Origin of the sequence: Bradyrhizobium archetypum (assembly GCF_013114835.1) — a bacterium.
Classification (GTDB): Bacteria; Pseudomonadota; Alphaproteobacteria; order Rhizobiales; family Xanthobacteraceae; genus Bradyrhizobium; species Bradyrhizobium archetypum.
This window is the reverse complement of the sequence record NZ_JAAVLW010000001.1, coordinates 745,965-772,388: the sequence shown is the minus strand read 5'-3', so window position 1 is coordinate 772,388 and position 26,424 is coordinate 745,965. Positions and strand designations below refer to the sequence as shown.

At 63.1% G+C, this 26,424-nt stretch carries 22 protein-coding genes and 1 pseudogene; 14 read left to right on the top strand and 9 right to left on the bottom strand.

Annotation, left to right across the window (positions count from 1 at the left end):
• Nucleotides 1-85: 85 nt before the first annotated feature.
• Both HCN50_RS03415 and HCN50_RS03410 read left to right on the top strand, forming a co-directional pair.
• On the top strand, nucleotides 86-2,083 hold the full coding sequence (locus HCN50_RS03415; protein ID WP_235976709.1) for a VTT domain-containing protein: 1,998 nt from the start codon (nucleotides 86-88) through the stop codon (nucleotides 2,081-2,083).
• Nucleotides 2,080-2,763 (top strand): endonuclease/exonuclease/phosphatase family protein, encoded by a 684-nt coding sequence (locus HCN50_RS03410; RefSeq protein WP_311966968.1) that lies wholly within the window; start codon nucleotides 2,080-2,082, stop codon nucleotides 2,761-2,763. The genes HCN50_RS03415 and HCN50_RS03410 overlap by 4 nt, the downstream gene beginning before the upstream one ends.
• 13 nt (nucleotides 2,764-2,776) lie before the next feature.
• On the opposite strand, the gene HCN50_RS03405 is transcribed toward HCN50_RS03410, so the two are convergent.
• A complete protein-coding gene (locus tag HCN50_RS03405) occupies nucleotides 2,777-2,968 on the bottom strand; it encodes a hypothetical protein (RefSeq protein WP_171708187.1) in 192 nt (63 codons plus the stop codon).
• 204 nt (nucleotides 2,969-3,172) lie between these two features.
• Here HCN50_RS03405 and HCN50_RS03400 point away from each other — a divergent pair, with 204 nt between their 5' ends.
• Both HCN50_RS03400 and HCN50_RS03395 read left to right on the top strand, forming a co-directional pair.
• Nucleotides 3,173-4,771, top strand: a complete 1,599-nt coding sequence (locus HCN50_RS03400) for an alpha-amylase family glycosyl hydrolase (protein ID WP_171708186.1) — start codon at nucleotides 3,173-3,175, stop codon at nucleotides 4,769-4,771.
• Between the two features lie 73 nt (nucleotides 4,772-4,844).
• Entirely contained in the window at nucleotides 4,845-6,440 is a 1,596-nt protein-coding gene (locus tag HCN50_RS03395) for an alpha-amylase family glycosyl hydrolase (RefSeq protein WP_311966967.1), read from the top strand.
• Between the two features lie 104 nt (nucleotides 6,441-6,544).
• Here the strand turns inward: HCN50_RS03395 and HCN50_RS03390 are convergent, their stop codons facing one another.
• The 3 genes from HCN50_RS03390 to HCN50_RS03380 form a co-directional block, all read right to left on the bottom strand.
• Nucleotides 6,545-7,240 carry a DUF3750 domain-containing protein gene (locus HCN50_RS03390; protein WP_171708184.1) on the bottom strand — a complete coding sequence of 232 codons (696 nt, stop codon included), beginning with the start codon at nucleotides 7,238-7,240 and terminating at the stop codon, nucleotides 6,545-6,547.
• 248 nt (nucleotides 7,241-7,488) lie between these two features.
• A complete protein-coding gene (locus HCN50_RS03385; protein ID WP_171708183.1) occupies nucleotides 7,489-8,514 on the bottom strand; it encodes a YihY/virulence factor BrkB family protein in 1,026 nt (341 codons plus the stop codon).
• Nucleotides 8,515-8,638: 124 nt separating this feature from the next.
• Nucleotides 8,639-9,568: a dihydrodipicolinate synthase family protein gene (locus tag HCN50_RS03380; RefSeq protein ID WP_171708182.1), complete on the bottom strand. Its 930-nt coding sequence runs from the start codon at nucleotides 9,566-9,568 to the stop codon at nucleotides 8,639-8,641.
• 60 nt (nucleotides 9,569-9,628) lie between these two features.
• On the opposite strand from HCN50_RS03380, the pseudogene HCN50_RS03375 reads away from it, so the two are divergent.
• From HCN50_RS03375 to HCN50_RS03355, 5 genes and pseudogenes are all read left to right on the top strand, one after another.
• A pseudogene (locus HCN50_RS03375) lies at nucleotides 9,629-10,122 on the top strand (CoA transferase); the annotation flags it as partial.
• A gap of 310 nt (nucleotides 10,123-10,432) precedes the next feature.
• Nucleotides 10,433-11,194: an SDR family NAD(P)-dependent oxidoreductase gene (locus tag HCN50_RS03370; protein ID WP_171708181.1), complete on the top strand. Its 762-nt coding sequence runs from the start codon at nucleotides 10,433-10,435 to the stop codon at nucleotides 11,192-11,194.
• A 30-nt stretch (nucleotides 11,195-11,224) separates the two neighbouring features.
• The gene (locus HCN50_RS03365; RefSeq protein WP_171708180.1) at nucleotides 11,225-12,061 is read left to right on the top strand and encodes an enoyl-CoA hydratase family protein; all 837 of its coding nucleotides are present in this window, start codon (nucleotides 11,225-11,227) and stop codon (nucleotides 12,059-12,061) included.
• 205 nt (nucleotides 12,062-12,266) lie between these two features.
• Nucleotides 12,267-14,615, top strand: a complete 2,349-nt coding sequence (locus tag HCN50_RS03360; protein ID WP_171708179.1) for a bifunctional salicylyl-CoA 5-hydroxylase/oxidoreductase — start codon at nucleotides 12,267-12,269, stop codon at nucleotides 14,613-14,615.
• 195 nt (nucleotides 14,616-14,810) lie between these two features.
• The gene (locus tag HCN50_RS03355) at nucleotides 14,811-16,064 is read left to right on the top strand and encodes a flavin-dependent oxidoreductase (RefSeq protein ID WP_171708178.1); all 1,254 of its coding nucleotides are present in this window, start codon (nucleotides 14,811-14,813) and stop codon (nucleotides 16,062-16,064) included.
• Nucleotides 16,065-16,178: 114 nt separating this feature from the next.
• Here HCN50_RS03355 and HCN50_RS03350 read toward each other — a convergent pair whose 3' ends face one another.
• Nucleotides 16,179-16,634 (bottom strand): cupin domain-containing protein, encoded by a 456-nt coding sequence (locus tag HCN50_RS03350; protein WP_171708177.1) that lies wholly within the window; start codon nucleotides 16,632-16,634, stop codon nucleotides 16,179-16,181.
• Nucleotides 16,635-16,654: 20 nt separating this feature from the next.
• Nucleotides 16,655-17,827, bottom strand: a complete 1,173-nt coding sequence (locus HCN50_RS03345; RefSeq protein ID WP_171708176.1) for an ABC transporter substrate-binding protein — start codon at nucleotides 17,825-17,827, stop codon at nucleotides 16,655-16,657.
• A gap of 212 nt (nucleotides 17,828-18,039) precedes the next feature.
• On the opposite strand from HCN50_RS03345, the gene HCN50_RS03340 reads away from it, so the two are divergent.
• Entirely contained in the window at nucleotides 18,040-18,534 is a 495-nt protein-coding gene (locus tag HCN50_RS03340) for a MarR family winged helix-turn-helix transcriptional regulator (protein ID WP_171708175.1), read from the top strand.
• 12 nt (nucleotides 18,535-18,546) lie between these two features.
• Here the strand turns inward: HCN50_RS03340 and HCN50_RS03335 are convergent, their stop codons facing one another.
• The gene (locus HCN50_RS03335; protein WP_171708174.1) at nucleotides 18,547-19,584 is read right to left on the bottom strand and encodes an AraC family transcriptional regulator; all 1,038 of its coding nucleotides are present in this window, start codon (nucleotides 19,582-19,584) and stop codon (nucleotides 18,547-18,549) included.
• 264 nt (nucleotides 19,585-19,848) lie between these two features.
• On the opposite strand from HCN50_RS03335, the gene HCN50_RS03330 reads away from it, so the two are divergent.
• From HCN50_RS03330 to HCN50_RS03315, 4 genes are all read left to right on the top strand, one after another.
• Nucleotides 19,849-20,298, top strand: a complete 450-nt coding sequence (locus tag HCN50_RS03330; protein ID WP_171708173.1) for a cupin domain-containing protein — start codon at nucleotides 19,849-19,851, stop codon at nucleotides 20,296-20,298.
• Nucleotides 20,299-20,315: 17 nt separating this feature from the next.
• The gene (locus tag HCN50_RS03325; RefSeq protein WP_171708426.1) at nucleotides 20,316-21,824 is read left to right on the top strand and encodes a flavin-containing monooxygenase; all 1,509 of its coding nucleotides are present in this window, start codon (nucleotides 20,316-20,318) and stop codon (nucleotides 21,822-21,824) included.
• A 187-nt stretch (nucleotides 21,825-22,011) separates the two neighbouring features.
• Nucleotides 22,012-23,709 (top strand): benzoate-CoA ligase family protein, encoded by a 1,698-nt coding sequence (locus tag HCN50_RS03320; RefSeq protein WP_171708172.1) that lies wholly within the window; start codon nucleotides 22,012-22,014, stop codon nucleotides 23,707-23,709.
• Nucleotides 23,710-23,720: 11 nt separating this feature from the next.
• The gene (locus HCN50_RS03315) at nucleotides 23,721-24,191 is read left to right on the top strand and encodes a RidA family protein (RefSeq protein WP_171708425.1); all 471 of its coding nucleotides are present in this window, start codon (nucleotides 23,721-23,723) and stop codon (nucleotides 24,189-24,191) included.
• An 82-nt stretch (nucleotides 24,192-24,273) separates the two neighbouring features.
• Here the strand turns inward: HCN50_RS03315 and kynA are convergent, their stop codons facing one another.
• Together kynA and kynU are read right to left on the bottom strand one after the other, a co-directional pair.
• Nucleotides 24,274-25,113 carry a tryptophan 2,3-dioxygenase gene (kynA, locus tag HCN50_RS03310; protein WP_171708171.1) on the bottom strand — a complete coding sequence of 280 codons (840 nt, stop codon included), beginning with the start codon at nucleotides 25,111-25,113 and terminating at the stop codon, nucleotides 24,274-24,276.
• Nucleotides 25,110-26,303, bottom strand: a complete 1,194-nt coding sequence (gene kynU / locus HCN50_RS03305; protein ID WP_171708170.1) for a kynureninase — start codon at nucleotides 26,301-26,303, stop codon at nucleotides 25,110-25,112. Before kynU ends, kynA begins: the two co-directional genes overlap by 4 nt.
• Nucleotides 26,304-26,424 lie beyond the last annotated feature (121 nt).

Sequence of the window (26,424 nt, the reverse complement as noted above, 5' to 3'; positions counted from 1 at the left end):
CCTCATCCCGGGCGAAACCGTCTGGAGAAGATGCAAGGCGGGGCGGCTGGCAATTCTCAACGATGCAGCCGCTTATTTCGCCGCTTTGCGGGAGGCGCTGCTGCGCGCGACGCGGCAGGTCTATATCATCGGCTGGGACATCCACAGCGAGACCCGCTTCGTCGGGCCTTCTGGGCGTGCCGAGGATGGTTATCCGGAACAACTCGGTGCGTTTCTCAAGGCGCTGCTGCGCGAGAAGCCTGACCTGCAGATCAACATCCTGATCTGGAATTTTCCGGCGCTCTACGCGGCGGAACGGGAATGGAATTCGGTCACCAAATTCACGGCGGACGCATCGGGCCGGCTTTGTTTCTGTTTCGACTCCAGCCTTCCCCTGGGCTCGGCGCAGCACCAGAAGATCGTCGTCATCGATGGCGCGCTTGCCTTTGTCGGCGGTCTCGACCTCACCATCCGGCGCTGGGACACCAGCGCCCACGAAGCCAAGCATCCGCTGCGCACCGATCCCGACGGCAAGCCCTATCCGCCGTTTCACGACGTGCAGTGCATGGTGGATGGCGAGATTGCGGCCAGCCTGACCGAGGTGGCCGAGAACAGGTGGCGGAGCGCCGGCTGCACGGTCGCAACAACCGCTCCGGTCGCCGGCGATCGCTGGCCGGCCTCGGTGGCGGTGCAGTGCCGCGGCATGACCGCGGGCATCGCCCGGACCGAGATCGCAACGGCGAGTGCCGGCGGGGTGAACGAGGTCGCGCGGCTGTTCGAGGCCTCCATCAATGCGGCCGACCGCTTCATCTATATCGAGAACCAGTTCACCAGCGCCACCGACATCGCGCGCCTCCTGACGCAGCGGTTGCTGGACGTGCCGCAGCTTCGCGTCCTGATCGTGACGCCGAAGATGCATTCGTCCTGGTTCGAATCGCAGGCGATGCAGAGCGGCCGCGGCGGCTTCATCGGGCACTTCGTGGCGGCTGGTGTCATGGACCGGGTCCGCTTTCTCTATCCATCGACGCGAGGGCCGGAGAAGAATGCCGTCGTCATGGTGCACAGCAAGGTGATGATCGTCGATGATCACATCCTGCGCGTCGGTTCGGCCAACCTCAACAATCGCTCGATGGGCGCCGACACCGAATGCGATCTCGCCTTCGAGGCGACATCTGAAACGCACCGCAAATATATCGCGCGGCTTCGCCGCCAGTTGATCGGGCATTTCTGCGGCGTCGATGAACGTGAGATCGCGCGCAACGAAGCCGACCTGTTCGGATTTCTCGATCGCCTGGCGGAGAGCGACGCCGCGAAATCGCTGCAGCCGATCGATCCCGCCGCGTCAGTCGGCGGCATGGCCATCATGGTGCAGCCCGTCGCCGATCCCAGGGAGCCGCTGCACCTCGACCGCGCCGCCAATCGCATGTGGACGCCAAGAACGATCTTGGCCGTATCAGGCCTCGCCGCGGCGCTCGCTGGCCTCGCGCTCGCCTGGCAGTACACGTCGCTGCGCGATTTCGCTGACGTCGGCTTCGTTTCCTCGATCATTTCGCAGCCCGCGGGGTCGCACTTTGCGCCGCTGTTTGCAATCGCCGCCTTCGTCCTTGGCGGGCTCGTGGTGTTTCCGGTGCTGGTGTTGATCGCGGCGACGTCGGCGGCGCTTGGGCCGTGGATGGGCTTCTTCAGCGCCGGCGTCGGCGTGCTGCTGAGCGCGCTCACGCTGTTTTCGATCGGCCGCGTGCTGGGCCAGGCGCGCTTGCAGCGGCTGTTAGGTCGCCGGGCCGCCCGGGTTCAGAGCCGCATCATCGGCAAGGGCGTCGTTGCGGTGGCGATGATCCGGATGGTGCCGATCGCACCGTTCTCGATCGTGAACGTGGTGGCGGGCGCCAGCAAGCTGAGCCTGCGCGATTTCCTGCTCGGCACCGTGCTGGGCATGACGCCAGGCATCGCGGTGATGGCTGCGCTCGGCGCGCAGATCGCGGATCTCGCGCGCAATGCCTCGTGGACCAACGCGGTATTATTGGCGCTGGCGATCCTCGCCTGGATTGCGCTGTGCCTAGGCGTGCAGTTCCTGGTGACGTGGATGGCGGGACGAAGAACGTGACGGCGACGCTGCGCATCATGACGTGGAACGTCCATGGCATCTTCCATCTCAACCCGAGATTCGATGTCGACGGCGTCTGTTCCGTCATCCGGCACTGGGCGCCCGACATCGTCGCGCTGCAGGAGGTCGACTCGCGCGGACGGACCGATGATCCCTTTGCCCTGCTGGCAAAAGCGGTCGGCGGCCACAGCGTCGACGCGCGGTCGATCGTCACGGAAGACGGCGACTACGGGCAGGTGCTGCTCAGCCGCTGGCCCTTCGCCGAGCCGCCGACAATCTCCGATGTCTCGTATCAGGAGCGCGAGCCGCGCCGGGCGATCGCCGCGCGCATCGTGTCCCGCCTGGGGGACGTCAGCGTCATTGCCACGCATCTCGGCTTGAGCATCCATGAACGGCACGCCCAGGCGCATGCCCTGGCCGACCTGGTGCAGCCGACAAGGACCCTCGTAATTGGCGATTTCAACGACTGGTTCTGGGTGAAGTCGGTACGTGGGGTGCTGGCGCGGATTTGCCCGGTGCGAACGCGGCTCAGGACATTTCCGTCGCGCTTGCCGATGATGCGGCTCGACCGGATCTACGCCTCGCGCGATCTGACGATCCGTTCGGCCTGGACCGATCGCAAGGCCTGCGCCTATTCGGACCATCTTCCCGTGATCGCGGATGTCGCGTTCGCGGATTAGGGTTCACCCGCCGTCACGCCGGTTTCGCCGGATGTTGGGTTCTGGGATGACGCTCATGCAGCAGGCAAGCGAGGCCATGGCGCAGGTCCTCGCGCTCGCGCATCGCGGTCTCGAATAACGCTTCCTGGATGTCGCGCGGCATATCGCCCCAAACGGCCATCGCTGCCTCGCCCAGCAGCAAGGCAAAGGTCTGTTGATCGGTCATGTCGGTCCTCCGTGATTCTTACGTCTGACCGAAACGAAGGTTCCAGCGTTTGCATCCGGTTAGGTGGCTCGGAACCTGAGCTATCCCGACGAATTGTTGTCGCGAAACGCCGCGGTCCGCAGTCATGAAGATTTCGCCATCCTTCGGCAACATTGTTCATCGCGATCCGCCTTTGTGGTCCTTGCATCGGAATGATCGACAGCCATGAATGGATCGAGGCCGTGGTGGGAATCCGCCGTCATCTATCAGATCTATCCAAGGTCCTTTCAGGACAGCAATGACGATGGCGTAGGCGATCTCAAGGGCATCAGCCAAAGGCTGCCCTATCTGGTCGATCTCGGCGTCGATGCGATCTGGATTTCGCCGATCTTCCGTTCGCCGATGAAAGATTTCGGCTACGACATCGCCGACTATGTCGATATCGATCCGATCTTCGGCACCATGGCGGATTTCGAGCGGCTGATTGCACAAGCGCATGCGCGCGGCATCAAGGTGATCCTGGACTTTGTCCCGAACCATTCTTCCGACCAGCATGCGTGGTTTGTCGAAAGCCGCGCGTCGCGCAACAGTCCGAAGCGCGATTGGTACATCTGGCGTGACCCAGCCCCTGATGGCGGTCCGCCCAACAACTGGATGTCCGACTTCGGCGGCAGCGCCTGGCAGTTCGATCCCGCCACCGGCCAGTACTACTATCATGCGTTTCTGAATTCCCAGCCCGACCTCAACTGGCGAAATCCGGAAGTCGTGGCGGCCATGCAGGATGTGCTTCGCTTCTGGATGCAAAAGGACGTCGACGGCTTCCGCGTCGACGTGATCTGGCACCTGATCAAGGACGAACAGTGCCGCGACAATCCGCTCAACCCGAATCATCGGGACGGCAGGCCGCCGCATGAAGCGCTGATCCCGCTCTACACCACCGACCTGCCGGAGGTGCACGATGTCGTCGCGATGTTGCGCCGGACGGTCGATGAGTTTCCGGATCGTCTGCTGATCGGCGAGATATACCTGCCGGTCGAGCGCCTGGTCGCCTATTACGGCAGGGATCTCGGCGGGGTGCACCTGCCGTTCAATTTCGCGTTGCTCAATGCGCGCTGGGACGCAAAGCACATCCAGGCGCTGATCACCGAATATGAAGAGGCTCTGCCCAAAGGTGGATGGCCGAACTGGGTGCTCGGCAATCATGACCGACCGCGTATTGCCAGCAGGGTGGGGCGACGGCAGGCCGCCACCGCCGCCATGTTGTTGCTGACCCTAAGAGGCACGCCAACCATCTATTACGGCGATGAACTGGGAATGCCTCAGGTCGACATTCCCCGCGACCGCGTGCGCGACCCCTTCGAGCGCAACGTGCCAGGAATCGGGGTCGGCCGCGACGGCGCCCGCACGCCGATGCAGTGGGACGCGAGCGAGCATGCCGGCTTCAGCAGGGTCGATCCGTGGCTGCCGCTGGCGGACGGTTGGCGGTCGAACAATGTCGCGACGCTGCGTGAGGACGCCCGTTCGATCCTGAATCTCTATCGTCGCCTCCTGCACCTGCGCAAGCAAACGCCGGCGCTGTCGGTTGGCTCGTATCGGCCATATGTCGTCGACGAGGATTTGTTGGCCTATTACCGGGAGTTCAATGACAGCAGGCTTCTCGTCGTCTTGAATCTGACCGACCGCCCGCAGGCCCTGAAGCTGGAGGAGGACGCGCATGCGAGGATCCTGGTTTCAACTGAGGCGAAGCGGGACGGAGATCTGATTCCGGGCACCGTCACGCTTACTGGTGATGAGGGGCTCGTCATCGATCTGCCGAGCCGTTAGGAACCACCGCATCCAGCGGACGTTTGGAACTCACGTGAGGCATCCGCCTAACCAAAAGGAGCTAGCTGGGCGCGTGAGTGCAAAGGAAACATCGACGGCTTGGTGGCGCAACGCCGTCATCTACGAAATCGCAGCCATTTCATTTCAAGACAGCAACGGTGATGGCTATGGCGATCTTCCGGGTCTGTTGCAACGGATCGATTATCTCAAATGGCTCGGTGTCGGCGCCGTATGGCTGACCCCGATCTACAAAAGTCCCGATCACGACTTTGGTTACGACATTTCAGATTTTTGCGCTGTCGATCCGCGCTACGGCACGATGGAAGATTTCGAACGTGTGTTACATGCCCTGCACAAGGATGGCATCAAGCTCATTCTCGATTTCGTGCCCAACCACACGTCCGACCAGCATGCCTGGTTTCAGGAGAGCCGCACCTCCCGGGATAATCCGAAGGCCGATTGGTACGTATGGGCGGAAGCAGCTCCCAATGGCGGGCCGCCGAACAACTGGCTCAGCCGGTTCGGCGGCAGCGCCTGGGAATGGTGCGAGCCGCGCCGACAGTTCTATTACCACTCGTTCTTGACCAGCCAGCCCGACCTGAACTGGCGGAACGAACAGGTTCACCAAGCCATGGCCGATACCATGCGCTTCTGGCTCGATCGCGGCGTCGACGGGTTTCGCGTCGATGCCAGCGCGGTGCTGATCAAGGACGAGCTTCTGCGCGACAATCCCCCCGATCCCGAAGCTGACGACACCACGCCGCCGCCGCAAAAATACATGCCTGTCTTCACCGACGACCGGCCCGAAGCCATGCGTTGCCTCGAATACGTAAGGGGCGTTCTCGACGAATACGACGAGCGGCTGCTGTGCGGCGAGGTGCAGGGCAAGACGGACCGCATCGGTCACTTCTACGGCAACAGCAAGCCGCGGCTACATCTGCCCCTCAACTTCGCCCTTCTGGATACTCAATGGAATGCAATTGCGCTACAGGCGACGATCGATGCCTATTTCAATGCGATCCCGGATGGCGCCTGGCCCGACTTCGTGATCGGGGGTCACGACAAGCACCGCGTGGCGACCAAACTTGGCGAGGCGCAGTCGAGAATTCTCGCAATGCTCTTGATGACGATCCGTGGCACGCCGTTTTTGTTTGCCGGCGACGAGATCGGATCGGAGCAGGTGAAGATTCCGCCCGACAGAGTTCGCGACCCGTTCGAAAAACTGGTGAAGGGATTTGGTCTCAACCGCGATCCCGAGCGCGCGCCGCTGCGCTGGCATAATACCGAGCGCGGTGGGTTCACCACCGGTGAGCCTTGGCTGCCGCTCAGCGAAGATCGTTCGCGCAACATTGAGGGACAACGGTGCGACGCGCGATCATTGCTGAACCTCTACCGTGAACTGATCGCCTTGCGGCGCACCGAGCCCTGCCTGCTGCATGGTGAGTACCGGCCGCGGCGGTCGCACAACGACGTGTTCTGGTTCGCACGCGCCCTGGGCAAAGCCGAGATCGTGGTCGCTCTCAATCTCTGCAGGGAGCCGCGATTGTGGGAATGGCAGGGCCGCGGCGTCACACTAATATCAACTTACCTCGACCGTGAGCCAGGCAAGATCGAGGGTCCGACGCATCTGAGGCCGAATGAAGGTGTGATTGTCAGGATAAACCAGTGAATCGCCGGTGAGAGTGCGTCCGAACTGACCTACATCTCCTCGCAAACACTGAATGGCGGCAGGCAGGCAATCTAGGCAATCCCTCGCTATGGTCGATACCGCTATCACGGACCAACCGGCACCCCGAGCCGGCCGACAGCGGGCAATTTCAATGCGGGGCGGCGGATGTCAAAGCCGAGGACGCCGCCGAAGAGATTGAGCTCGAATCCTTCGATCCATCCGACCGTCAGCCCAAGATAACCTCCGAGCGAAGCAAAAACGCCGGTGCGCGACGGCGTGAAGCCGAGCCAATTGCCATGGTAAGGATAATCCTTGCCGATCGCCGTCGGCGGCAACACCGCTTCAAGTTCCGGAACGGCATCCAGTATCGCCTGGATGAACGTGTTGGAGTTCGGACCGGGCCAGGCGCTGTAATCTCCATTGGCTCGAAACTTGTAAGTCTCGATCACCGAGCGGATTTTGGGAATCAGCGCTTCCGCCTTCGGACCGTCGACGCTGACGACCGTTTCCGGGACCGCGCCAAACCAGCGGCCGTCAGCCTGGAATCCGTCGATCCGGATCGGTTCACCCCAGGCCGTGTAGTCATATCGGCTATAGCGGCTGGCGCCGCGCTCCTTCACGACGATCCAGGTGTGAACCGCGAATATCCCGCGCCAGCGTACCGTTCTCGCCGCGAAGACCCTGATGACGGCATCGGCATGCTCGGAGGCTTTGGGAAGAAGCCCGGCACTCGACCGGTCGGCCGTCTGCCAGTTCCCACGCCGCTCGCCGAGCAGATATTTCACGGCGGAAACAGCCATGGGGACGAGCACGAGGAGAACAAGAATCAGGAGATATCTTTTCACGGCGGGGAATCGATCGGGGGCGGTCTGCGGGCACTTGATGTAGGTGTTTGGAATGCTGATTTCCAGTTCAGCGTTTCCCGAAAACTAGAAACGGAGAACGCCGAAGGCGAAAAGCAGGCCGATGGTCACAGCGGCTGAAAGTAACAGCGAACCAAGACATCCGAGCCTGCTCGAGAAAAACAGGAACATTCCGTTTACGCTGCTTACGATTTCGCTTCGCCGATCGTGTCGGCCATCTTCGCCCCGCGACGGCCCAGCGGCTTGTTTCCGCCCTCCGTGCTATCGGCGGCGGTCTGATGTTCGATCTCCGCATTGAGTTCAGCGCCGAGCAGCACGACGATCGTCGACATCCACATCCACATCATCAGGCCGATCGCAGCCCCGAGCGAGCCATATGTCGCATCGTAGTTGGCGTAATTGGCGAGGTAGAATGATAGCAAGGCCGATCCGGCAAGCCATGTCAGCGTTGCAAATACACTGCCGACGCTGAGCCAGCGCCATTGCGCCGAGCGGCGGCTTGGTCCGAACCGGTAGAGCACCGCGAGGCCCACAAGCATCGTCAGCACCAGAACGGGCCACCGTCCAAATCGAAACAGGGCATCGGTAACGGCCCCAAGTCCGATTGTCGACAGAACGATCGGGAGCGCGATCACGGAGCCGATGGCGAGGAGCACGCCGAGCAGTCCGCCAAAGGTCAACGCGAGCGAAACCGCGTTGAGCTTGAAAAAGCCGCGCTTCTCGTCCTCGTCATAGACCACGTTGAGCGCATCGATGATGGCCTTGATGCCGCCATTGGCGCTCCACACGGCGAGGAGGAAGGACAGGGCAAACGCCAGACCCAGCTTGACGTCGCCCTTGGCAAGCACCCGATCTACCTGATCCTTCACGATGCCGAGCGCACCCTCCGGCAGGATGCCGGCAAGCATCGTCATGTGGTCGCTGATCGTGCTTGCCTTGGCGAACAGCGCGTAGGACGAGACGAGGGCGGTAATCGCCGGGAACAGGGCAAGCAGGCCGTAGAAGACGACGCCGGCGGCGACCGCGAGAAGCCGGTCTTCGCCGACCTGCCGGTAGGTCCTGATCAGGATGTCCTTCCAGCCCTTCCAGGGAATTTGCCACGGTGACACCGCGCGGCGGCCGCGGGCCTGATCGCCCGCGGGCGCCGAAGCGTCCGCCTCGCCCTTGGCTGGCTCGGGCTTGGTCTCGTGCAGGTGACGCACATTGTTCATATCGAACGGTCCCCATGTCTCTACGCCTCAATGCGCAGAGAACGGCGACGTTCCTCGGTCAAGGCGCGACGAGCAGCCGGTTATGCCCTGCCGCAGGGCGGTGCCGGTCGATGACGGCTATTTGTTACCGTCCCCAGCGCAACACCACGGGATCGAGCTGGCGGGCGATCTCGATGAGGCCGGCGTGCGCCGCCGGGTGTACCTTCTGCAGGGGGTGACGCACCGCCTCCGAGCCGATCACGCCGCCTTCCTTCATCAATATCTTGGCGGCCTGCAACCCGCACTGGCGGTTCTCGTAGTTGATCAGCGGCAGCCAGCGTGCATAGGCCGCCATCGCTTCGTCGCGGCGCCCCGCCAGATAGGGATCGATGATCTGCCTTATGCCATCAGGATAGCCGCCGCCCGTCATCGCGCCGGTCGCACCGGCATCGAGATCGGCCATCAACGTGATGGCTTCCTCGCCGTCCCAGGGACCTTCGATGCTGTCGCCGCCGGCGGCGATGAGGTCGCGCAGCTTCGCCGCCGCCATCGGCACCTCGACCTTGAAATAGCGGATGTTGGAAATTTCTCGCGCCATGCGCGCCAACAGGTCGACCGAAAGCGGCGTCCCGGCGACCGGAGCATCCTGGATCATGATCGGGATGTCGACGGCGTCGGAGACGGTGCGATAGAATTCGAAAATGGCTTTCTCCGACACGCGGAACGTGGCGCCGTGATAGGGCGGCATGATCATCACCATCGCAGCGCCCGCATCCTGGGCCTGGCGGCTGCGTTCGGCGCAGATGCGCGAGCCGAAATGCGTCGTTGTCACGATGACCGGCACGCGGCCGGCGACGTGCTCTAGCACCGTATGCATCACCTTCTCGCGTTCGGCATCGGTCAGGACGAACTGCTCGGAGAAATTGGCCAGAATGCAGAGGCCGTTCGAGCCGGCGTCGATCATGAAATCGATGCAACGGCGCTGTCCTTCAAGATCGAGCTCGCCGCGATCGTCGAAAATGGTCGGAGCGACGGGGAAGACACCGCGATAGGGCCGTTGTGCAGTCGAAGTCATCTGGGATGTTCCGTTCGGGGAGGATCAGTGATTGTATGGTCGTCCGGTTCATTCATCAACATGCTGGAAGGCTCGGCGCAACCGGGCAGTAAGGTAAAGGGGTTAATCGATGGGGGAGTTCTGGAGGGCGTCCGCGTCCTCGATTTCGGGCGATATATCGCGGGACCCTATTGCGCGACCCTGCTGGCGGAATTCGGCGCGGAAGTCATTCGCGTGGAGAAGCGCGACGGCAGCGAGGATCGCTTTGTCGCGCCGGTCGGCGAGGCGGCGAGGGTGCGCTGTTCCTGCAGGTCAACCGCAACAAGAAATGCATCACGCTCGATCCGATGAAGCCGCACGGCCAGAAGGTGATGCGCCGGCTGATCGCGACGACTGATGTGGTGGTCGCCAATCTGCCGCCGCAGACGCTGCGGGCGATGAAGCTCGATTATGAATCACTGAAGGCGGTCAAGCCGGACATCATCCTGACCACGGCGACCGCCTTCGGCGGCCCGGGACCGTGGTCCGACCGCGTCGGCTTCGATGACGTCGGCCAGGTAATGTGGGGCGCGGTGGGCGGAAGTTTCAGACCAGCCTCGGACGCGACGCGCCGCGAGATCGCCGCCTCATATTCAAGTGTCATCGTGCGCCAACGGGTCGCGCGAATGCGCGCCCGATGACAGGCTCCGGCGGACGATTCATTATTCCAGAGACGTCAGTGGTTAAGCCGATAAGCCGCGGCGTACTGGATCCCCGCCTGCGCGGGGATGACGGTCTCGTGTTGTGGCCTGCTTCGGCGTCATGGAGGCGCATCCAGCTCCCCCTTCCTTGCAAAAGCTTGAAGTTTAAAATATATCCTGAAACATCATCCAGGAGGCCTGCCCGATGTCTCTGTTGTCGCGTTCCTCCCATGCGCTCGTCACCGGTGGCGGGCGGGGCATCGGCCGGGCGATAGCGGCGGCGCTGTCGGAAGCGGGGGCGGCGGTAACCGTTGTCGGCCGGAACCGTGCCACGCTGGATGAAGCCGTTGCCTCCGGCGTGGCGCAGTTCGCTGCCGTCGCCGATGTCGCCGATCAGGCCGCGATCAAGTCAGCTATTGCGCATGCCGCCGCGCGGCAGCCGATCGATATCCTCATCGCCAACGCCGGCGCGGCGGAGTCCGCGCCGTTCGGCCGTTCGGATGCGGCGCTGTTCCAGCGAATGATGGACGTCAATTTCATGGGCGTCGTCCACGCCACGCAAGCCGTGTTGCCCGGGATGCTGGAGCGCCGGCGCGGCCGTATTATCGCGGTTGCATCGACCGCCGGCCTGAAGGGCTACGCCTATGTCTCGGCCTATAGTGCGGCCAAGCATGCGGTGATCGGCCTGGTCCGTTCGCTGGCGCTGGAGACGGCAAAGAGCGGCGTCACCGTCAACGCGGTCTGTCCCGGCTTCACCGAAACCGATCTCGTGGAAGGTTCGGTCGACAACATCATCAAGAAGACCGGCCGCAGCCGCGAGCAGGCGATCGCGGAACTGGCAAAACACAATCCGCAGGGACGCCTCGTCGCGCCATCGGAAGTGGCCGATGCCGTGCTGTGGCTCTGCGGCGAAGGCGCCGGCGCCATCACGGGGCAGGCCATCGCGGTCGCCGGCGGTGAGATCTGACCGGCCAACAATGCAATTCAGGGAGATCCCATGAGCAAGCCTGCCAACCCCGTCACGCTGCCGCTGGCGGATTACTCGCCGAAACATTTCGTGCTGGCCGTCGTCGATCGCGTCGCCACGGTGACGCTCAATCGTCCGGAGCGAAAGAACCCGCTGACTTTCGAAAGCTACCGCGAGCTGACCGATTTCTTCCGCGCCTGCGCGATGGACGATGAAGTCAAAACCATCGTCGTGACCGGCGCCGGCGGCAATTTTTCGTCCGGCGGCGACGTGTTCGAGATCATCGGTCCCTTGATTCAAATGGACACCAAGGGCGTCACCTCCTTTACCCGGATGACCGGCGATCTCGTGAAGGCGATGCGGGCGTGTCCGCAGCCGATCGTGGCTGCCGTCGAAGGTATCTGCGCCGGCGCCGGCGCGATCATCGCGATGGCATCCGACCTGCGTCTGGCTGCGACCGGCGCCAAGGTCGCGTTCCTGTTCAACAAGGTCGGTCTCGCCGGCTGCGACATGGGCGCCTGCGCGATCCTGCCGCGCATCATCGGCCAATCGCGGGCCTCGGAACTGCTCTATACCGGCCGCTTCATGACCGCGGAGGAGGGCGAAAAATGGGGCTTCTTCTCCAGGATCGTCACGCCGGAGCAGGTGCTGGCGCAGGCGCAGCTTCTGGCCAAGCAGATCGCCGAAGGCCCGACCTTCGCCAACACCATGACCAAGCGCATGCTGGCAATGGAATGGGCGATGTCGGTGGAGGAGGCGATCGAGGCCGAAGCCGTGGCCCAAGCGCTCTGCATGACCACGGAGGATTTTGCGCGGGCGTTCGAGGCATTCTCGAACAAGCGAACCCCGGTGTTTCAGGGGAATTGAGGGCCATCTATCCCCTCATGGTGAGGAGCCGCTTTAGCGGCGTCTCGAACCATGCAGGTCCGTAGCCCATCCTTCGAGACGCGGCCGAGAGGCCGCTCCTCAGGATGAGGGCGGAGTGTGTGGGACAAAGAGCCCCTTGCCCGGAAATTATTTTAGGCTTAAAATAATTCCGGACTAGCCCGACAGCCTGTTTCGGAGGCGATAGATGAAGGTCGCGATAATCGGCGGCGGACCGGCCGGTCTCTACGCCGCGATCCTCCTGAAGAAACAGCGGCCGCAGGCCGAGATCACCGTCTATGAGCGCAACCGCGCCGACGACACTTTCGGCTTCGGCGTGGTGTTCTCGGACGCGACGCTGGACAATTTCGAGAAGTACGATCCGCCGAGCTATCGCCGCATCACGCAGGAATTCGCTTATTGGGACGATATCGCCGTGCATTTCCGCGGCACCGTGCACCGCGTCGGCGGCAACGGCTTCTGCGGCTGCTCGCGCCGCACGCTGCTGTTGATCCTGCAAGAGCGCGCCCGCGAACTCGGCGTGACGCTCAAGTTCGAAACCGATATTGATGACGAGGCCCGCTTTGCCGATGCCGATCTGATCGTGCTCGCCGACGGCATCAACAGCCGCTTCCGCGACAAATATATCGGGCATTTCCAGCCGCAGGTCGATCTGCGCTCCAACAAGTTCGCTTGGATGGGCTCGACCAAGCCGCTCGATGCCTTCACCTTTATCTTCCAGGAAACCGAGTGGGGTCCGTTCATCGCGCATGCCTATCAGTATGAGGCGGGACGTTCGACCTGGATCTTCGAGACCGATGCACAAACCTTCCAGCGTGCCGGCCTCGAAGGCCTCGGCGAGCGCGAGTCCGCCGAGCGCATGGCGGAAATCTTCGGCTGGTTCCTCGACGGCCATCCCCTGCTGATCAACCGCTCGATGTGGCGCAACTTCCCGATGATCCGCAGCCAGCGCTGGGTCAAGGACAACATGGTGCTGCTCGGTGACGCCAAGGCGACCGCGCATTTCTCGATCGGCTCCGGCACCAAGCTCGCAATGGAAGACGCGATCGCGCTGGCGGATGCGATGGCAGAGGCGCCGAGCGTTCGCGAGGCGCTTAAGACCTACGAGCAGGGGCGGCGCGAGGAGGTCGAGAAGACCCAGCACGCCGCCGATGTGTCGCTGGTCTGGTTCGAGCATGTCGACCGCTTCTGGGATTTCGATCCCGTGCAGTTCGCCTTCGGCGTCATGACCCGCGCCAAGGCGATCACCTACGACAATCTCACGCTGCGCGCGCCGGAGTTCGTCCGTGAGGTCGACAAGGCGTTTGCGAAGCACGTGCGCGCCAAAGGCTTTGATGTCGATGTCGACAAGCCGGTCGCGCCGATGTTCCAGCCGCTGAAGCTGCGTGAGATGCAGGTCGCAAATCGCGCGGTGGTATCGCCGATGTGCATGTATTCGGCCAAGGAGGGGTTACCCACCGATTTTCATCTGGTGCATTACGGCTCGCGCGCCATCGGCGGCGCCGGCTTGATTTTCACGGAGATGACGTGCGTCGGCCGCGATGCCCGCATCACGCCGGGCTGCGCCGGAATGTGGAACGATGAGCAGCAGGCGGCCTGGACGCGCATCGTCGATTTCGTTCACGCCAATTCGGCTGCGAAAATCTGTCTGCAACTTGGACATGCCGGCCGCAAGGGCGCGACCAAGTTGATGTGGGAGGGGATGGACCGGCCGCTGGAAGCGGGCGGCTGGGACACGATCTCGGCATCGCCGTTGCCTTACTTCCCCGACAGCCGGGTGCCGCGCGAGATGGATCGCGCCGCGATGGATCATGTCAAGCAGGAGTTCGTGGCCGCAACGCTGCGGGGCGAAGCCTGCGGCTTCGATATGCTGGAGCTGCACTGCGCCCATGGCTATCTGCTGGCGAGTTTCATTTCGCCGCTGACCAACAAGCGCACCGACGAATATGGCGGCACGCTCGAGAACCGATTGCGTTATCCGCTCGAAGTGTTCGCCGCGATGCGCTCGGCATGGCCGGCGCGCAAGCCGATGTCGGTGCGCATTTCCGCCACCGACTGGGCCGCCGGCGGCATCACCGGCGACGATGCGGTCGAGGTCGCGCGCGCGTTCGCCGAAGCCGGCGTCGATCTCGTCGACGTCTCCACGGGGCAGACCGTGCGCGACGCGCAGCCGGTCTATGGCCGAATGTTCCAGACGCCGTTCTCCGATCAGGTTCGCAACGAGGCACGGGTGGCGACGATGTGCGTCGGGAACATCACGACCGCGGACCAGGTCAACACCATCCTCGCTGCCGGCCGCGCCGACCTCGTCGCGCTCGGCCGGCCGCATCTGGTCGATCCGTCGTTCACGATGCGGGCGGCGGCCTGGTACGGCGCCGATATCGCCTGTCCGCCGCAATATCTGCCGGGCAAGGAACAGATCTTCCGCAACAGCGTGCGCGACCGGCAGGATTTCGAGGACCTCAAAGTTAAGGCTAAACCGAAAACCCGCGCCGAGCTGAAAGCCGAAGCGACAAAGCCGCTTGCAGCCGAATAGCCCGAGTGGCACCCTCCGGCTCTATCCCTCGCTCCCCCCGCCCTTCGCGGGGAGAGGGCAGGGGTGAGGGGCTCTCTCCGCGAGCAGTGAACGCCGTGAGTGCGGTACCCCCTCACCCGGATCGCATCTCACGATGCGATCCGACCTCTCCCCGCAAGCGGGGCGAGGTTGAAGAAGAGAGTTGGAGTTGCGCTGATGAAAGCGATCATCGTCGGAGGCGGCATCGGAGGCCTCACCACCGCGCTGATGCTGCGCGCCCGCGGCATCGATTGCGAATTGTTCGAACAGGCCGACAGCATCCGCGAACTCGGCGTCGGCATCAACACGCTGCCGCATGCCATCCGGGAACTGACCGGCCTCGGGCTGCTGGACCGGCTGGATGCCGCCGCTGTTCGTACCGACCAATTGTACTATCTGAGCCGCCACGGCCAGGAAGTCTGGCGCGAGCCGCGCGGCCTCGACGCCGGACACGACGTGCCGCAGTTCTCCATCCACCGCGGCCGCCTGCAGGGCGTGATCCATCGCGCCGTCGAGGAGCGGCTGGGCGGCGAGGCAATCCACACCGGCTGCCGGCTCGGCTCCTTTGCGCAGCACGAGGGCGGCGTGATCGCATATTTTTTCGACCGCACCGGCGCCCATGTCAAAACCGCGCGCGGCGATATTCTGATCGGCGCCGACGGCATTCATTCGCGGGTGCGCGAGATGCTGTTTCCGGATGAGGGACCGCCGTGCTGGAACGGACATATGCTGTGGCGCGGCGCGCGCGACTGGCCGGCATTCCTGACCGGCCGCTCCATGATCGTGGCCGGCGGGCTGAATGCCAAGGTCGTGATCTACCCGATCGCCGAAGGCTCGAGCCCGTCGAGCCGGCTGACCAACTGGGCGGTGATGGTGAAGATCGGCGACGGCAACTCGCCGCCGCCGCGCCGCGAGGACTGGTCGCGGCCCGGCAAGCGCGAGGAACTGATGCCGCATGTCGAGCGGTTCAAGGTGCCGTATGTCGACGTGCGCAGCCTGATTTCGGCGACGGCGGAATTTTATGAGTATCCGTGCTGCGACCGCGATCCGCTGCCGTACTGGACCTGGGGCAGGGTGACGCTGCTTGGCGATGCCGCGCATCCGATGTATCCGGTCGGCTCCAACGGCGCCTCGCAGGCGATCCTCGATGCCCGCGCGCTCGCCGACGAGCTGGCGCGCAGCGAGCATCCGCGTCAGGCGCTGGTGGCTTACGAACAGAAGCGCCTGCCGATGACGGCGGAGATCGTGCGCTCGAACCGCCGCGGCGGCCCCGAGGGCGTGATCGACGCGGTCGAGCAATTGGCGCCTGACGGATTCACCGATATCGACAAAGTGCTGAGCCACGCCCAGCGCGAGGCGATCGTGCGCGGCTATGCTTCCAAGGCAGGCTTCGCCCCGCCGCAGGTCGGGCTCGCGGCGGTGCGGGGATAGAGAAATTCACCGTCATGGCCGGGCTTGTCCCGGCCATCGACGTCTTTGCTCTGGCGACACCTTGAGGCCGTGGATGCCCGGGACAAGCCCGGCCATGACGGGAGTCTTTGACCCTCACGCCCCCGCAGGCGGCGGCAGGAAGTGGATGTTGTGCTCGGCCGCCAGCGCCACCACCGCCTCGGGCGTCTGCTCCTTCATGTTGTGGATCGCCCAGAACAGATCGTAGAGCCGTCGCGTCGGCGATACCCAGAACAGCGTTTTCGCGGTCCGGCCCGACTTGTTGAAGATGCCGTGCGGCTTGCCCATCGGCAGCCGCACCAGATCGCCGGGCGAGGCTTGCGTGTCCGCGCCGTCGAGGAAGAAGTCGAGCCTGCCCTCCAGGATGTAGAGATACTCGTCCTGGTCGGGATGGATGTGCGGCGGCACGAAGGTCTCGGGCGGAAACGTCGCGTGCCAGGAGAAGGAATGCTCGGTGACGTTTTTCGGCACATAGGTCTGGCCAAGGATGCTCCAGGAAATTCCCTGGATGCCTTCATTGGCACGGGTGACGCCGGCAATTTCGGTCTTCATCTGCTGTTCCCTTCCAATCATTATTTCGCGGAGCAATCCTTGGCGTAGCGATCGCCGTAATTGGAAAACACCTTCTCGACGATCTCGGTCTGGAATTTGCCGTCCGGACGCTTGGCGACCTTGGTCAGATAGAAATCCTGGATTGGATAGCCGTTGACGTTGAACTTGAAGCCACCGCGCAGCGAGGTGAACTCGGCCCTCTTCAGCGCGGCCGACACGGCGTCCTTGTTCTTCAGATCGCCCTTCACCGCCTTCACCGCGCTGTCGATCAGCATCGCCGTGTCATACCCCTGCATGGCATAGGTGCCGGGCACGCTGTTGTAGGCGCTTTCATAGGCGGCGACGAATTTCTTGTTCTGCGGATTGTCCATGTTCGGCGCCCAGTTGGCGCCGCCGAACATCCCGACCGCGGCATCCTGCTGCGCAGGCAGGGTAGATTCATCGACAGTGAACGCCGACAGCACCGGGATCTTCTCGGCGAGGCCGGCCTGCCGATACTGCTTGACGAGGCCGACGCCCATGCCGCCCGGCATGAAAGTGAACAGCGCGTCCGGCTTGGAATTGGCGATCTTGGTCAATTCGACCTGGAAATCCAGCGTGCCGAGCGGGGTGTAGCTCTCCTCGACGATTTCGCCCTTGTAATCGAGCTTGAAGCCGGCCGCCGAATCCTTGCCGGCCTGATAGTTCGGCACCAGCACATACACGCGCTTGTAGCCGCGGTCCTGTGCGACCTTGCCGAGGATCTCGTGAACCTGGTCGTTCTGGTATGAGGTGACGTAGAAGAACGGGCTGCACTCCTTGCCGGCATAGCTCGACGGTCCCGCATTCGGGCTGATCAGGAAGGTCTTGTTCTCGGTCACCGGCCGGTGAATGGCCTGCAGGATGTTGGAGAAGATCGGCCCGACCACGAAGTCGACCTTCTCGCGCTCGAGCAGACCCTTGGCCTTGGTCACGGCGCCATCGGGCTTGAGTTCGTCGTCGACGACGACAACCTCGACATCCTTGCCGGCCATCTTGCCGCCAAGGTCCTTGACCGCGAGCTGAAAGCCGTCGCGCGATTGCTGGCCGAGCACGGCGGCGGGTCCCGACAGCGTCACGATGATGCCGATCTTGATCTTCTCCTGCGCCATGGCAGGAGCTGCGGCAACACCCAGCAAAACGGCAAGTCCGGTCAGCTTCAACGACTGCTTCATGTTTATTCCTCCGCTCGGCCTCTCCTGCCGAGATCCACGGCACAACAAATGCTCGAAGGGTAGCTTATTCTGACGTTGAGCGCGCCTGCAAGCAGAACGCTTCCATGCAAGCGACGCGCCAATTACTTGAAACCTAAAGAAATCTGGGCAATGATCTCAAGCGGCGCGCTGCTCGGATTGCGGAAGCGCCCAAGCCGGACACGATTTGCATCATGACCCTTGATTCAGAGACCAAAGCCGTCGAGCTCCCGGAGCATCATGGCGACGAGCTCAGGCTATGGCTTCGCCTCCTGACCTGCACCACGCTGATCGAAGGCGAGGTGCGCAGCCGGTTGCGCGAGCGCTTCGACGTCACGCTGCCGCGGTTCGATCTGATGGCCCAGCTCGACAAGGTTCCCGAGGGCATGACGTTGTCCGACGTCTCCAAGCGGATGATGGTCTCGAACGGCAACGTCACCGGGCTGGTCGAGCGTCTCGTCGAATCTGGGCACCTCGATCGCCGCACTTCGGAAGCCGATCGCCGCGTCCAGGTGATCCGCCTCACCAAGGCCGGGCGCGCCGAATTCCGCAAGATGGCGGCCGAGCACGAACTTTGGATCGCCGACATGTTCGGCGACCTTACGCCCAAGGATGTGCGTGAATTGATGCGCCTCTTGGCCAAGACCAAGGCGTCGGCGCAGAGGTCCGCGAAGGCGCGGGCAGGCTAATTAACGGCGCTGCTAGTTCATCGCACGCAGCGTCGCAGACGGCGTTTCACCAAATTTGGCCCGGTAAGCGCTCGCCATGCGGCCCAGATGGGTAAATCCAAGCTCGAATGCGATCTCGGTGACGCTGTCGTCTGGGGAGGCCGCGACCAGCCTGATATTGAGATGCGCCAGCCTGATGTCGCGCAGCATCTCCGATATCGACGTTCCGAAATGTCGCCGGAAGCCGAGCTGTAGCGCGCGGACGCCGATCCCCGCGGCCTCGGCAAGCTGGGCGAGATCGAGCGGCTCTTCCGCGTGCGCATCGAGGAATTCGCGCGCCCGCCGCAATGACGGCGGCAGCGTTTCGATCCGTCCGCCGAACCGGTCGATCGCATCACTCGCACTGTGGCGCTGGCCGTGGAGCAAGGCGTTCAATAGCGTCTCGCGCATATTGGCCGCTGTTATCGACGATAGCGGCCGTCGCGGTCCGACGCGCTCGGCGAGGCCAACGAGCTCGAAGACCTGCGACTGAAGCGCCTGGCCGCCTGGGGAGGAGAGATCGACCGCCGGCTCGAACTCGACCGCGCCTGCCGGCCGACCCGACAGCGCCGCGGCCCGTTGCTCCAGAAGGCTGCGGTCCACCAGCAGAATGATGTGGGCGCAATTGTCCTTCCAGGTCATCCGTGTCGGGATCGTCGGCGACAACAGCGATGCGGTGGCGCCGGCAGCGGTTGCGACGTCGCGCGAGGCTGTCTCAATCCGTGCCGAGCCGTGCACGGGAATTTGCAGCAGGAAAAAACGCTCGAGACAGCCGGGATCAATCGACACCGATCCGCCATAGGCGACATAGTTGACGGATAATCCGCCGAATACGGCGGCGTTATGCAGTGCAAAGAATTCGGATGATGTGTTGTGCTCGGGCCTCAATCGATGCGGGCAGAATATTCGCCCCACCGCCTCGGCGTCGTCATCGACGCTATCGGTCAAAACACGGTTGAACGCCGCCAACCGGACGGCGGGGGCATGCCTGACAATGCTGGTGCCCGTCGCCACGGTCCAGGTCCTCCGCATTATTTGAAGCCTATAATATCTGCGGGCGACCGCATTGGGAAGGCGATTTGATAGGCCCCGCCGCCTGATCGGAAGGCAATGCGGCCATCTTGTGCTTCGCGTCGCCTCGGAATGACGACCAGCCTTTCTGCGTCGCAGCATTCAATATTCCTCCGCGAGTTGGCAGGATTCGTTTTCCGGCTAGACGGCGACTTCGGTCCGATCCAGCCTGCGCGAACGATTTCGGACATGGCAACCACATCAACGGCGACAGAGGAGGGCGATATGGCAGCACTTGAAAAAGGCATCACCAGGAACGGCACCGGCTACGGGGGCAAGACCTGGAACATCCTGGGTCAGGTGTACTTTCCCAAAGCGGTCACCGATTCGACCTTTGCGTTCGAGACCAACAGCGAGCCCGGCCAGTTCGTGCCGGTGCATGTTCACCCGACGCAGGATGAGTTCATCCTGGTGCAGGAAGGCGTTCTCGACCTCAAGCTCGACGGCGTCTGGGTGCAGGCCAAGGCCGGCGACCTCGTTCGGATGCCGCGCGGCATTCCGCACGGCTATTTCAACAAATCCGACAAGCCGGCCCGCGCGCTCTTCTGGGTGTCGCCGATGCAGAAGCTGGAAGCGCTGTTCGACCGGCTCCACAATCTGACCGACCCCGAAGAGGTGGTCCGGATCTCGGCGCAGCATGAGGTGGATTTCCTGCCGCCCGAGGCCAACGAATAGCACGCAACCGCATCTCACTGGAGGCATCGTCATGGTCAGGCGAAAAAAAGGTCTGCGTCATTGGCGCAGGCGTATCAGGACTTGCGGCTGCAAAGGCCTTCGCCGCGCGCGGACATCAGATCACGATCGTCGAGCGCAGCGGCGATCTCGGTGGCGTCTGGGAGCCTTCGCGCTCCTATCCGGAGGTGCAAACCCAGAGCCCGAAGGATCTCTACCGCTACACCGACAAGGCGATGCCGGATTCCTATCCGGAATGGCCGAAGGGGCCGCAGGTCCACGCCTATCTGACTGAATACGCCAAGGACAACAATCTGCTCGGCGCGATCCGCTTCAACACGACCGTGGTGCAGATGGTTCGCCGCCCCGATTCCGCGCCCGGCTGGCGGATCGAGCTGCGGAGGCCGGACGGCAGCATCAGCGGCGAAGATTTCGATTTCGTTGCCGTCTGCACCGGGCAGTTCAACGAGCCCCAGACGCTTAGCCTCTCAGGCGAAGACGGCTTCAAGGCGCAAGGCGGGCGCATCCTGCATTCGTCGAAGTATAACGATCCGGATATTGCCAAATGCCGCAGGGTCGTCGTGCTCGGCGGTTCGAAGTCGGCCACCGACATAGCCGTCAACGCGGTCAACTCCGGCGCCGCTGAAGTGACGCTGGTGTACCGCGAGCCGGTGTGGCGAATTCCCTACTTCATCGGCGGTCTCGTCAATTTCAAACGCATTCTGTACATCCGCGCGCAGGAGGAGATGTTCAAAAGCTGGGGCATCGGCGCGCTGTCGCGGCTCGCGCATGCGGTTGCAAAGCCGCTCGTCTGGGCCCATTGGCGCGGGCTGGAGAGCCTGCTGAGAGTTCAGCTCAAGCTCGGCAAATGCGACATGGTGCCGAACGAGCGGATCGAGGATGGCGTCAACTGCTCGGTGCCGATCGCCACGCCGGGATTTTTCCCGATGGTCGCCGACGGCCGCATCAAGGCTATCCGAGGCAGCTTCGATCGCTACGACGGGAAGTCGATCGTGATGACCGGCGGGCAGCGCGTTCAGGCCGATGTCGCCGTGCTCGCGATCGGCTACAAATTGGGCGTGCCGTTCCTGCCGCAGGCGTTCCGCGAGAAGCTGGTCGATCCCGACGGGCAGTACCGGCTCTATCGTCTCATTGCCAATCCTGATTTGCCCGAGATGGGGTTCGTGGGCTTCAACTCCAGCTTCTGCACGGTGTTGTGCGCAGACCTGGCGGCGAATTGGCTGGTGCGTTATGCCGATGGCCAGCTCGCGCGCCAGCCGACGCCGAAACAGATGCAGGACAACATCGAGATGATGCTGCATTTCAGGCGCGTCGAGCGGCCGGCGGCCGGCGTCTATGGCGGGCTGTGCGTCGCGCCCTATCACTTCAAGCATTTCGACGAATTGCTGGCCGATATCGGCGTGAAGGGTCGCCGGCGTAATCCGCTGCTGGAGAAATTCACCCCGCCGGATGCCGCGGCCTATGGCCGCTTCCTGGCCGCCGCGCCGGATTATCACGCAGCCGCGTAGGACAGGGAATCGAGTTCCGGGGGCGGGCGCAGCCTGACGGCGGCGCCCGGCCGCCTCTATTTGTGACCGGCCTGAATTCCGCACTTGCGGAAAATTACTTTAAGCCTAAAATGATTTGTGAGCCGACTGCCGGGTGTCTTCGATATTGATCTCGAGCCTTTCATTGATGAAAGCGAGGGCGATGAAAATGTCTGATAGAACTCCCAGCCGATCCCTTCCGCCGTCGCTTGGCCCGTCCGGTCATGTCGACGATTTCGCGCGGCGTAACCTGCCGCCATTCGAGCAATGGCCGGATCTGCTGCTCGACAGGCCCGAGTTTCAGTATCCGGAGTATCTCAATGCTGCGGTCGAACTGACCGATCGTATCGTCGAAAAGGGCTGGGGCGATCGCATCGCGCTGATCGGCAACGGACGCCAGCGCACCTACAAGGAGCTGGCCGATTGGTCGAACCGCCTGGCGCATGCGCTGGTCGAGAATTACGGCGTCAAGCCCGGCAACCGCGTCCTGATCCGTTCCGGTAACAACCCGGCGCTGGTCGCGGCCTGGCTTGCCGCGACCAAGGCAGGCGCCGTCGTCGTCAATACCATGCCGATGCTGCGCGCCGTCGAACTCGGCAAGATCGTCGATAAGGCGGAGATTGCGCTGGCGCTGACCGACAGCCGGATCGCCGATGAGCTGGTTGCATGCGCGAAGACCAGCAAATTCCTCAAGCAGGTGGTGAATTTCGACGGCACCTCCAACCATGATGCCGAGCTTGACCGGGTGGCGCTGAACAAGCCGGTGCGGTTCGATGCGGTGAAGACGGGACGCGACGACGTCGCGCTGCTCGGATTCACCTCGGGCACCACGGGCGAGCCCAAGGCGACGATGCATTTCCATCGCGATCTCATGATCATTGCGGACGGCTATGCCCGGGAAATCCTTGACGTCACCGAGGACGATGTCTTCGTCGGCTCGCCGCCGCTCGCCTTTACGTTCGGGCTCGGCGGACTCGCGATTTTCCCGCTGCGGTTCGGCGCGACCGCGACGCTCTTGGAAAACGCCTCGCCGCCCGAGATGGTCAAGATCATCGAGACCTACAAGGCGACGATCTGCTTTACTTCGCCGACGGCGTACCGCGCGATGATGGCGGCCATGGACAACGGCGCCGACCTGTCGTCGCTGCGTCTGGCGGTCTCGGCCGGCGAGACGTTGCCGGCGCCGGTGTTCGAAAGCTGGACCCGCAAGACCGGCAAGACCATTCTCGACGGCATCGGCTCGACGGAACTGCTGCACATCTTTATCACCAACCGTGTCGGCGATGCAGTGGCGGGGACGACGGGGCATCCGGTCACCGGCTACGAGGCAAAAATCGTCGACGACAACATGAACGAGCTGCCGCCCGGCACTGTCGGCAAGCTTGCGGTGCGCGGACCCACAGGATGCCGCTACCTCGCCGACAAGCGACAATCGAACTATGTGCGCGACGGCTGGAATCTGACCGGCGATACCTTTGTCCGCGACGCCAATGGCCGACTGTCCTTTGTCGCCCGCTCGGACGACATGATCGTCTCTTCCGGCTACAACATCGCAGGTCCCGAGGTCGAAGCGGCGCTGCTGTCGCATCCTGCCGTCGCCGAATGCGGTGTCGTCGGCGCGCCGGACGAGGCACGCGGCATGATCGTCAAGGCCTATGTGGTATTGGCGGGTGGCGCCCTGGGCGACGCCGCGCTGACGCAGGCCTTGCAGGATCACGTCAAGCAGACGATCGCACCGTATAAATATCCGCGTGCGATCGAATATGTCGCGCAATTGCCGAAGACCGAAACCGGCAAGCTGCGGCGCTTTGCGCTGCGGCAGATGGCTGCGGCCGGTCCCACGTCGCCGAGCGTTGCCGCGGAATAATGTCTAACCTGATGGAGAAGCCGGTGACCGTCCCCAAAGGCCCCACGCTGAGCGTGGTGCCTCATTCCCAGACCGATACCTCGCTACCGGGCCCGCAAGTGCTGCAGCCGAGCGGTTGGCCGATGCCGAAGGGATACGCGAACGGCATGGCGGCGGATGGCCGCATTGTCGTGACCGGTGGCGTGATCGGCTGGGACACCGAGGGCCGTCTGGCGCCGGACTTCGTCGCGCAAGTGCGCCAGACGCTCTCCAACATTTCCGCTATTCTTGCGGAGGGTGGCGCCAGCCCTGCGCATCTCGTGCGCTTGACGTGGTATGTCGTCGACATCGAGGAATATCTCGCGAGCCTGAAGGAGCTCGGCCGCGTCTATCGCGAGATTTTCGGCGCGCATTATCCGGCGATGGCGCTGGTGCAGGTGGTACGCCTGGTCGAGAAGCAAGCGCGCGTCGAAATCGAGGCGACGGCGGTGGTGCCGCGCTGAAGCCGGCTTAGCAGATGTCGTAACTCGTTGATTTGAACATGATCTTGTCGGAAAATCGGCGTCCACTTTTGCGGATCAGGCTCTAAAGCTCCGTTCTCAGCTTCCAGAGTTCCGGAAAAAGTTCGACCTCGAGCATCTTGCGCAAGTAGGAGACGCCCGACGTGCCGCCGGTTCCGCGCTTCAGGCCAATGATGCGCTCGACCGTCGTGACGTGGTTGAAGCGCCAGCGGCGGAAATAGTCTTCGAAATCGACCAGCTTTTCCGCAAGCTCGTAGAGCATCCAGTGCCTCGCCGGCGACGCATAGACGGTCTTCCAGGCCTCCAGAACCTCGTCATTTGGCGTGCGCGTGACGCGCCAGTCGGTCCGGCGTGCGTCTTCGCCGATGTCAAAACCATTGCGCGCCAATAGCCGCAGCGCCTCGTCATAGAGGCCCGGCTCGGCGAGAATTTCCTCGAGCTTGGCCATGATGTCGGCGCGGTGGGCATGCGGGCCAAGCAGCGCCAGATTGCGATTGCCGGCGAGAAACTCGATCGCGCGGTACTGGTACGATTGGAAACCCGAGGACTGCCCGAGCTGATCGCGAAACTCGGTGTATTCGCTCGGTGTCATTGTCCGCAACACGTCCCAGGCGGTATTGAGCTGCTCGAAGATCCGGGCGACGCGCGACAGCATCTTGAAGGCAGGATGCAGCTGGTCGTGGCGGATCGCCTTGATGGCGGAACGGATTTCGTGGATGGCCAGCTTCATCCAGAGTTCGGAAGTCTGGTGCTGGATGATGAACAGCAGTTCGTCATGCGCGTCCGAGAGCGGCTCTTGCGCGTTCAGAACGCGTTCCAGATGCAGATAATCGCTGTAGGACATGCGCCCGTCGAACGACATCTGGGCTCCCTCACGCGAGGAGTCGTCGGGCTTGCCGGTCATGTCACGAGCGCCTTCTTGCGGTACTCCGCGGTATCCCAGCGGCGATTGATCAGGACGTCGGCGAGGACCTCGACAGCCGCGCGAACCTCGGCTTCTCCGATGTAGAGCGGCGTAAAGCCGAAGCGCATCATGTCCGGCGCGCGGAAGTCGCCGATCACGTCGCGTGCGATCAGCGCCTGCATGATCGCGTAGCCATCCGGATGACGAAACGAGACCTGGCTGCCACGCCGCTTTCCGTCCCGCGGCGAAGCCAGCGTCAGCTCGGGACAACGCCCTTCGACTTCGCGGATGAACAGGTCGGAAAGTGCGATCGATGCCTGGCGCACGTCGGTCATGCTGACGCCGTCCCAGACGTCGAGGGCGGCGTCGAGCGCGGCCATCGCAATGATCGGGGGCGTACCGACCCGCATTCGCTCAATGCCCGGTCCGGCGCGATAGTGGAGGTCAAAGGCAAACGGCGCATGATGACCCATCCAGCCGGAAAGCGCCGGCCGCGCCGTATCGGCGTGCTTGGGCGCGACATAGATGAAGGCCGGCGCGCCAGGGCCGGCGTTGAGATATTTGTAGGTGCAGCCGACGGCGAAATCGGCTCCGGCAGCTTCCAGCTCGACCGGAATCGCGCCCGCGGAATGCGCGAGATCCCAGACCGTCAACGCGCCGGCGGCATGCGCCCGGCGCGTCAGCGCGCTCATGTCGTGTAGACGGCCGGTGCGATAGTCGACCTCGGTCAGCATCAGCACCGCGATCGTCTCGTCGATGGCGGATTCGACGTCTTCGGGGGCCACGACCTTCAACTCGTAGCCACGGCCGAGCGTTTCAAGCAGGCCGCTGGCGATGTAGAGATCGGAAGGAAAGTTGCCGCTGTCCGACAAGATCACCCGCCGCGACGGATTGAGTTCGAGCGCCGAGGCCAGCGCCTGATAGACTCTGATGGACAGCGTATCGCCCACCACCGCCGTCCCCTCGGCAGCGCCGATCAGCCGGCCGATGCGGTCGCCGATATGGCGCGGCTGCGTCATCCACCCGGCGACGTTCCAGCCCTTGATGAGGTGCTTACCCCATTCCTCCTGCAACATGCGACCGACGCGATCGGCGGCGGCAACGGGCAGGGGACCGAGCGAATTGCCGTCCAGATAGATCACGCCCTCCGGGATGACGAACAGGGATTTTGTACGCGTGAAATCGGTCATGTTATTCCCTGTTCCGCGCCCCCTTGAATTATTCGCGCGGATATCGATTATTTCAAGCTTGAAGTTTATCGGCGGAAGGTGCTGCCCGGTATAGACTGGTTGCCTGCGGGCAGCGATCGGA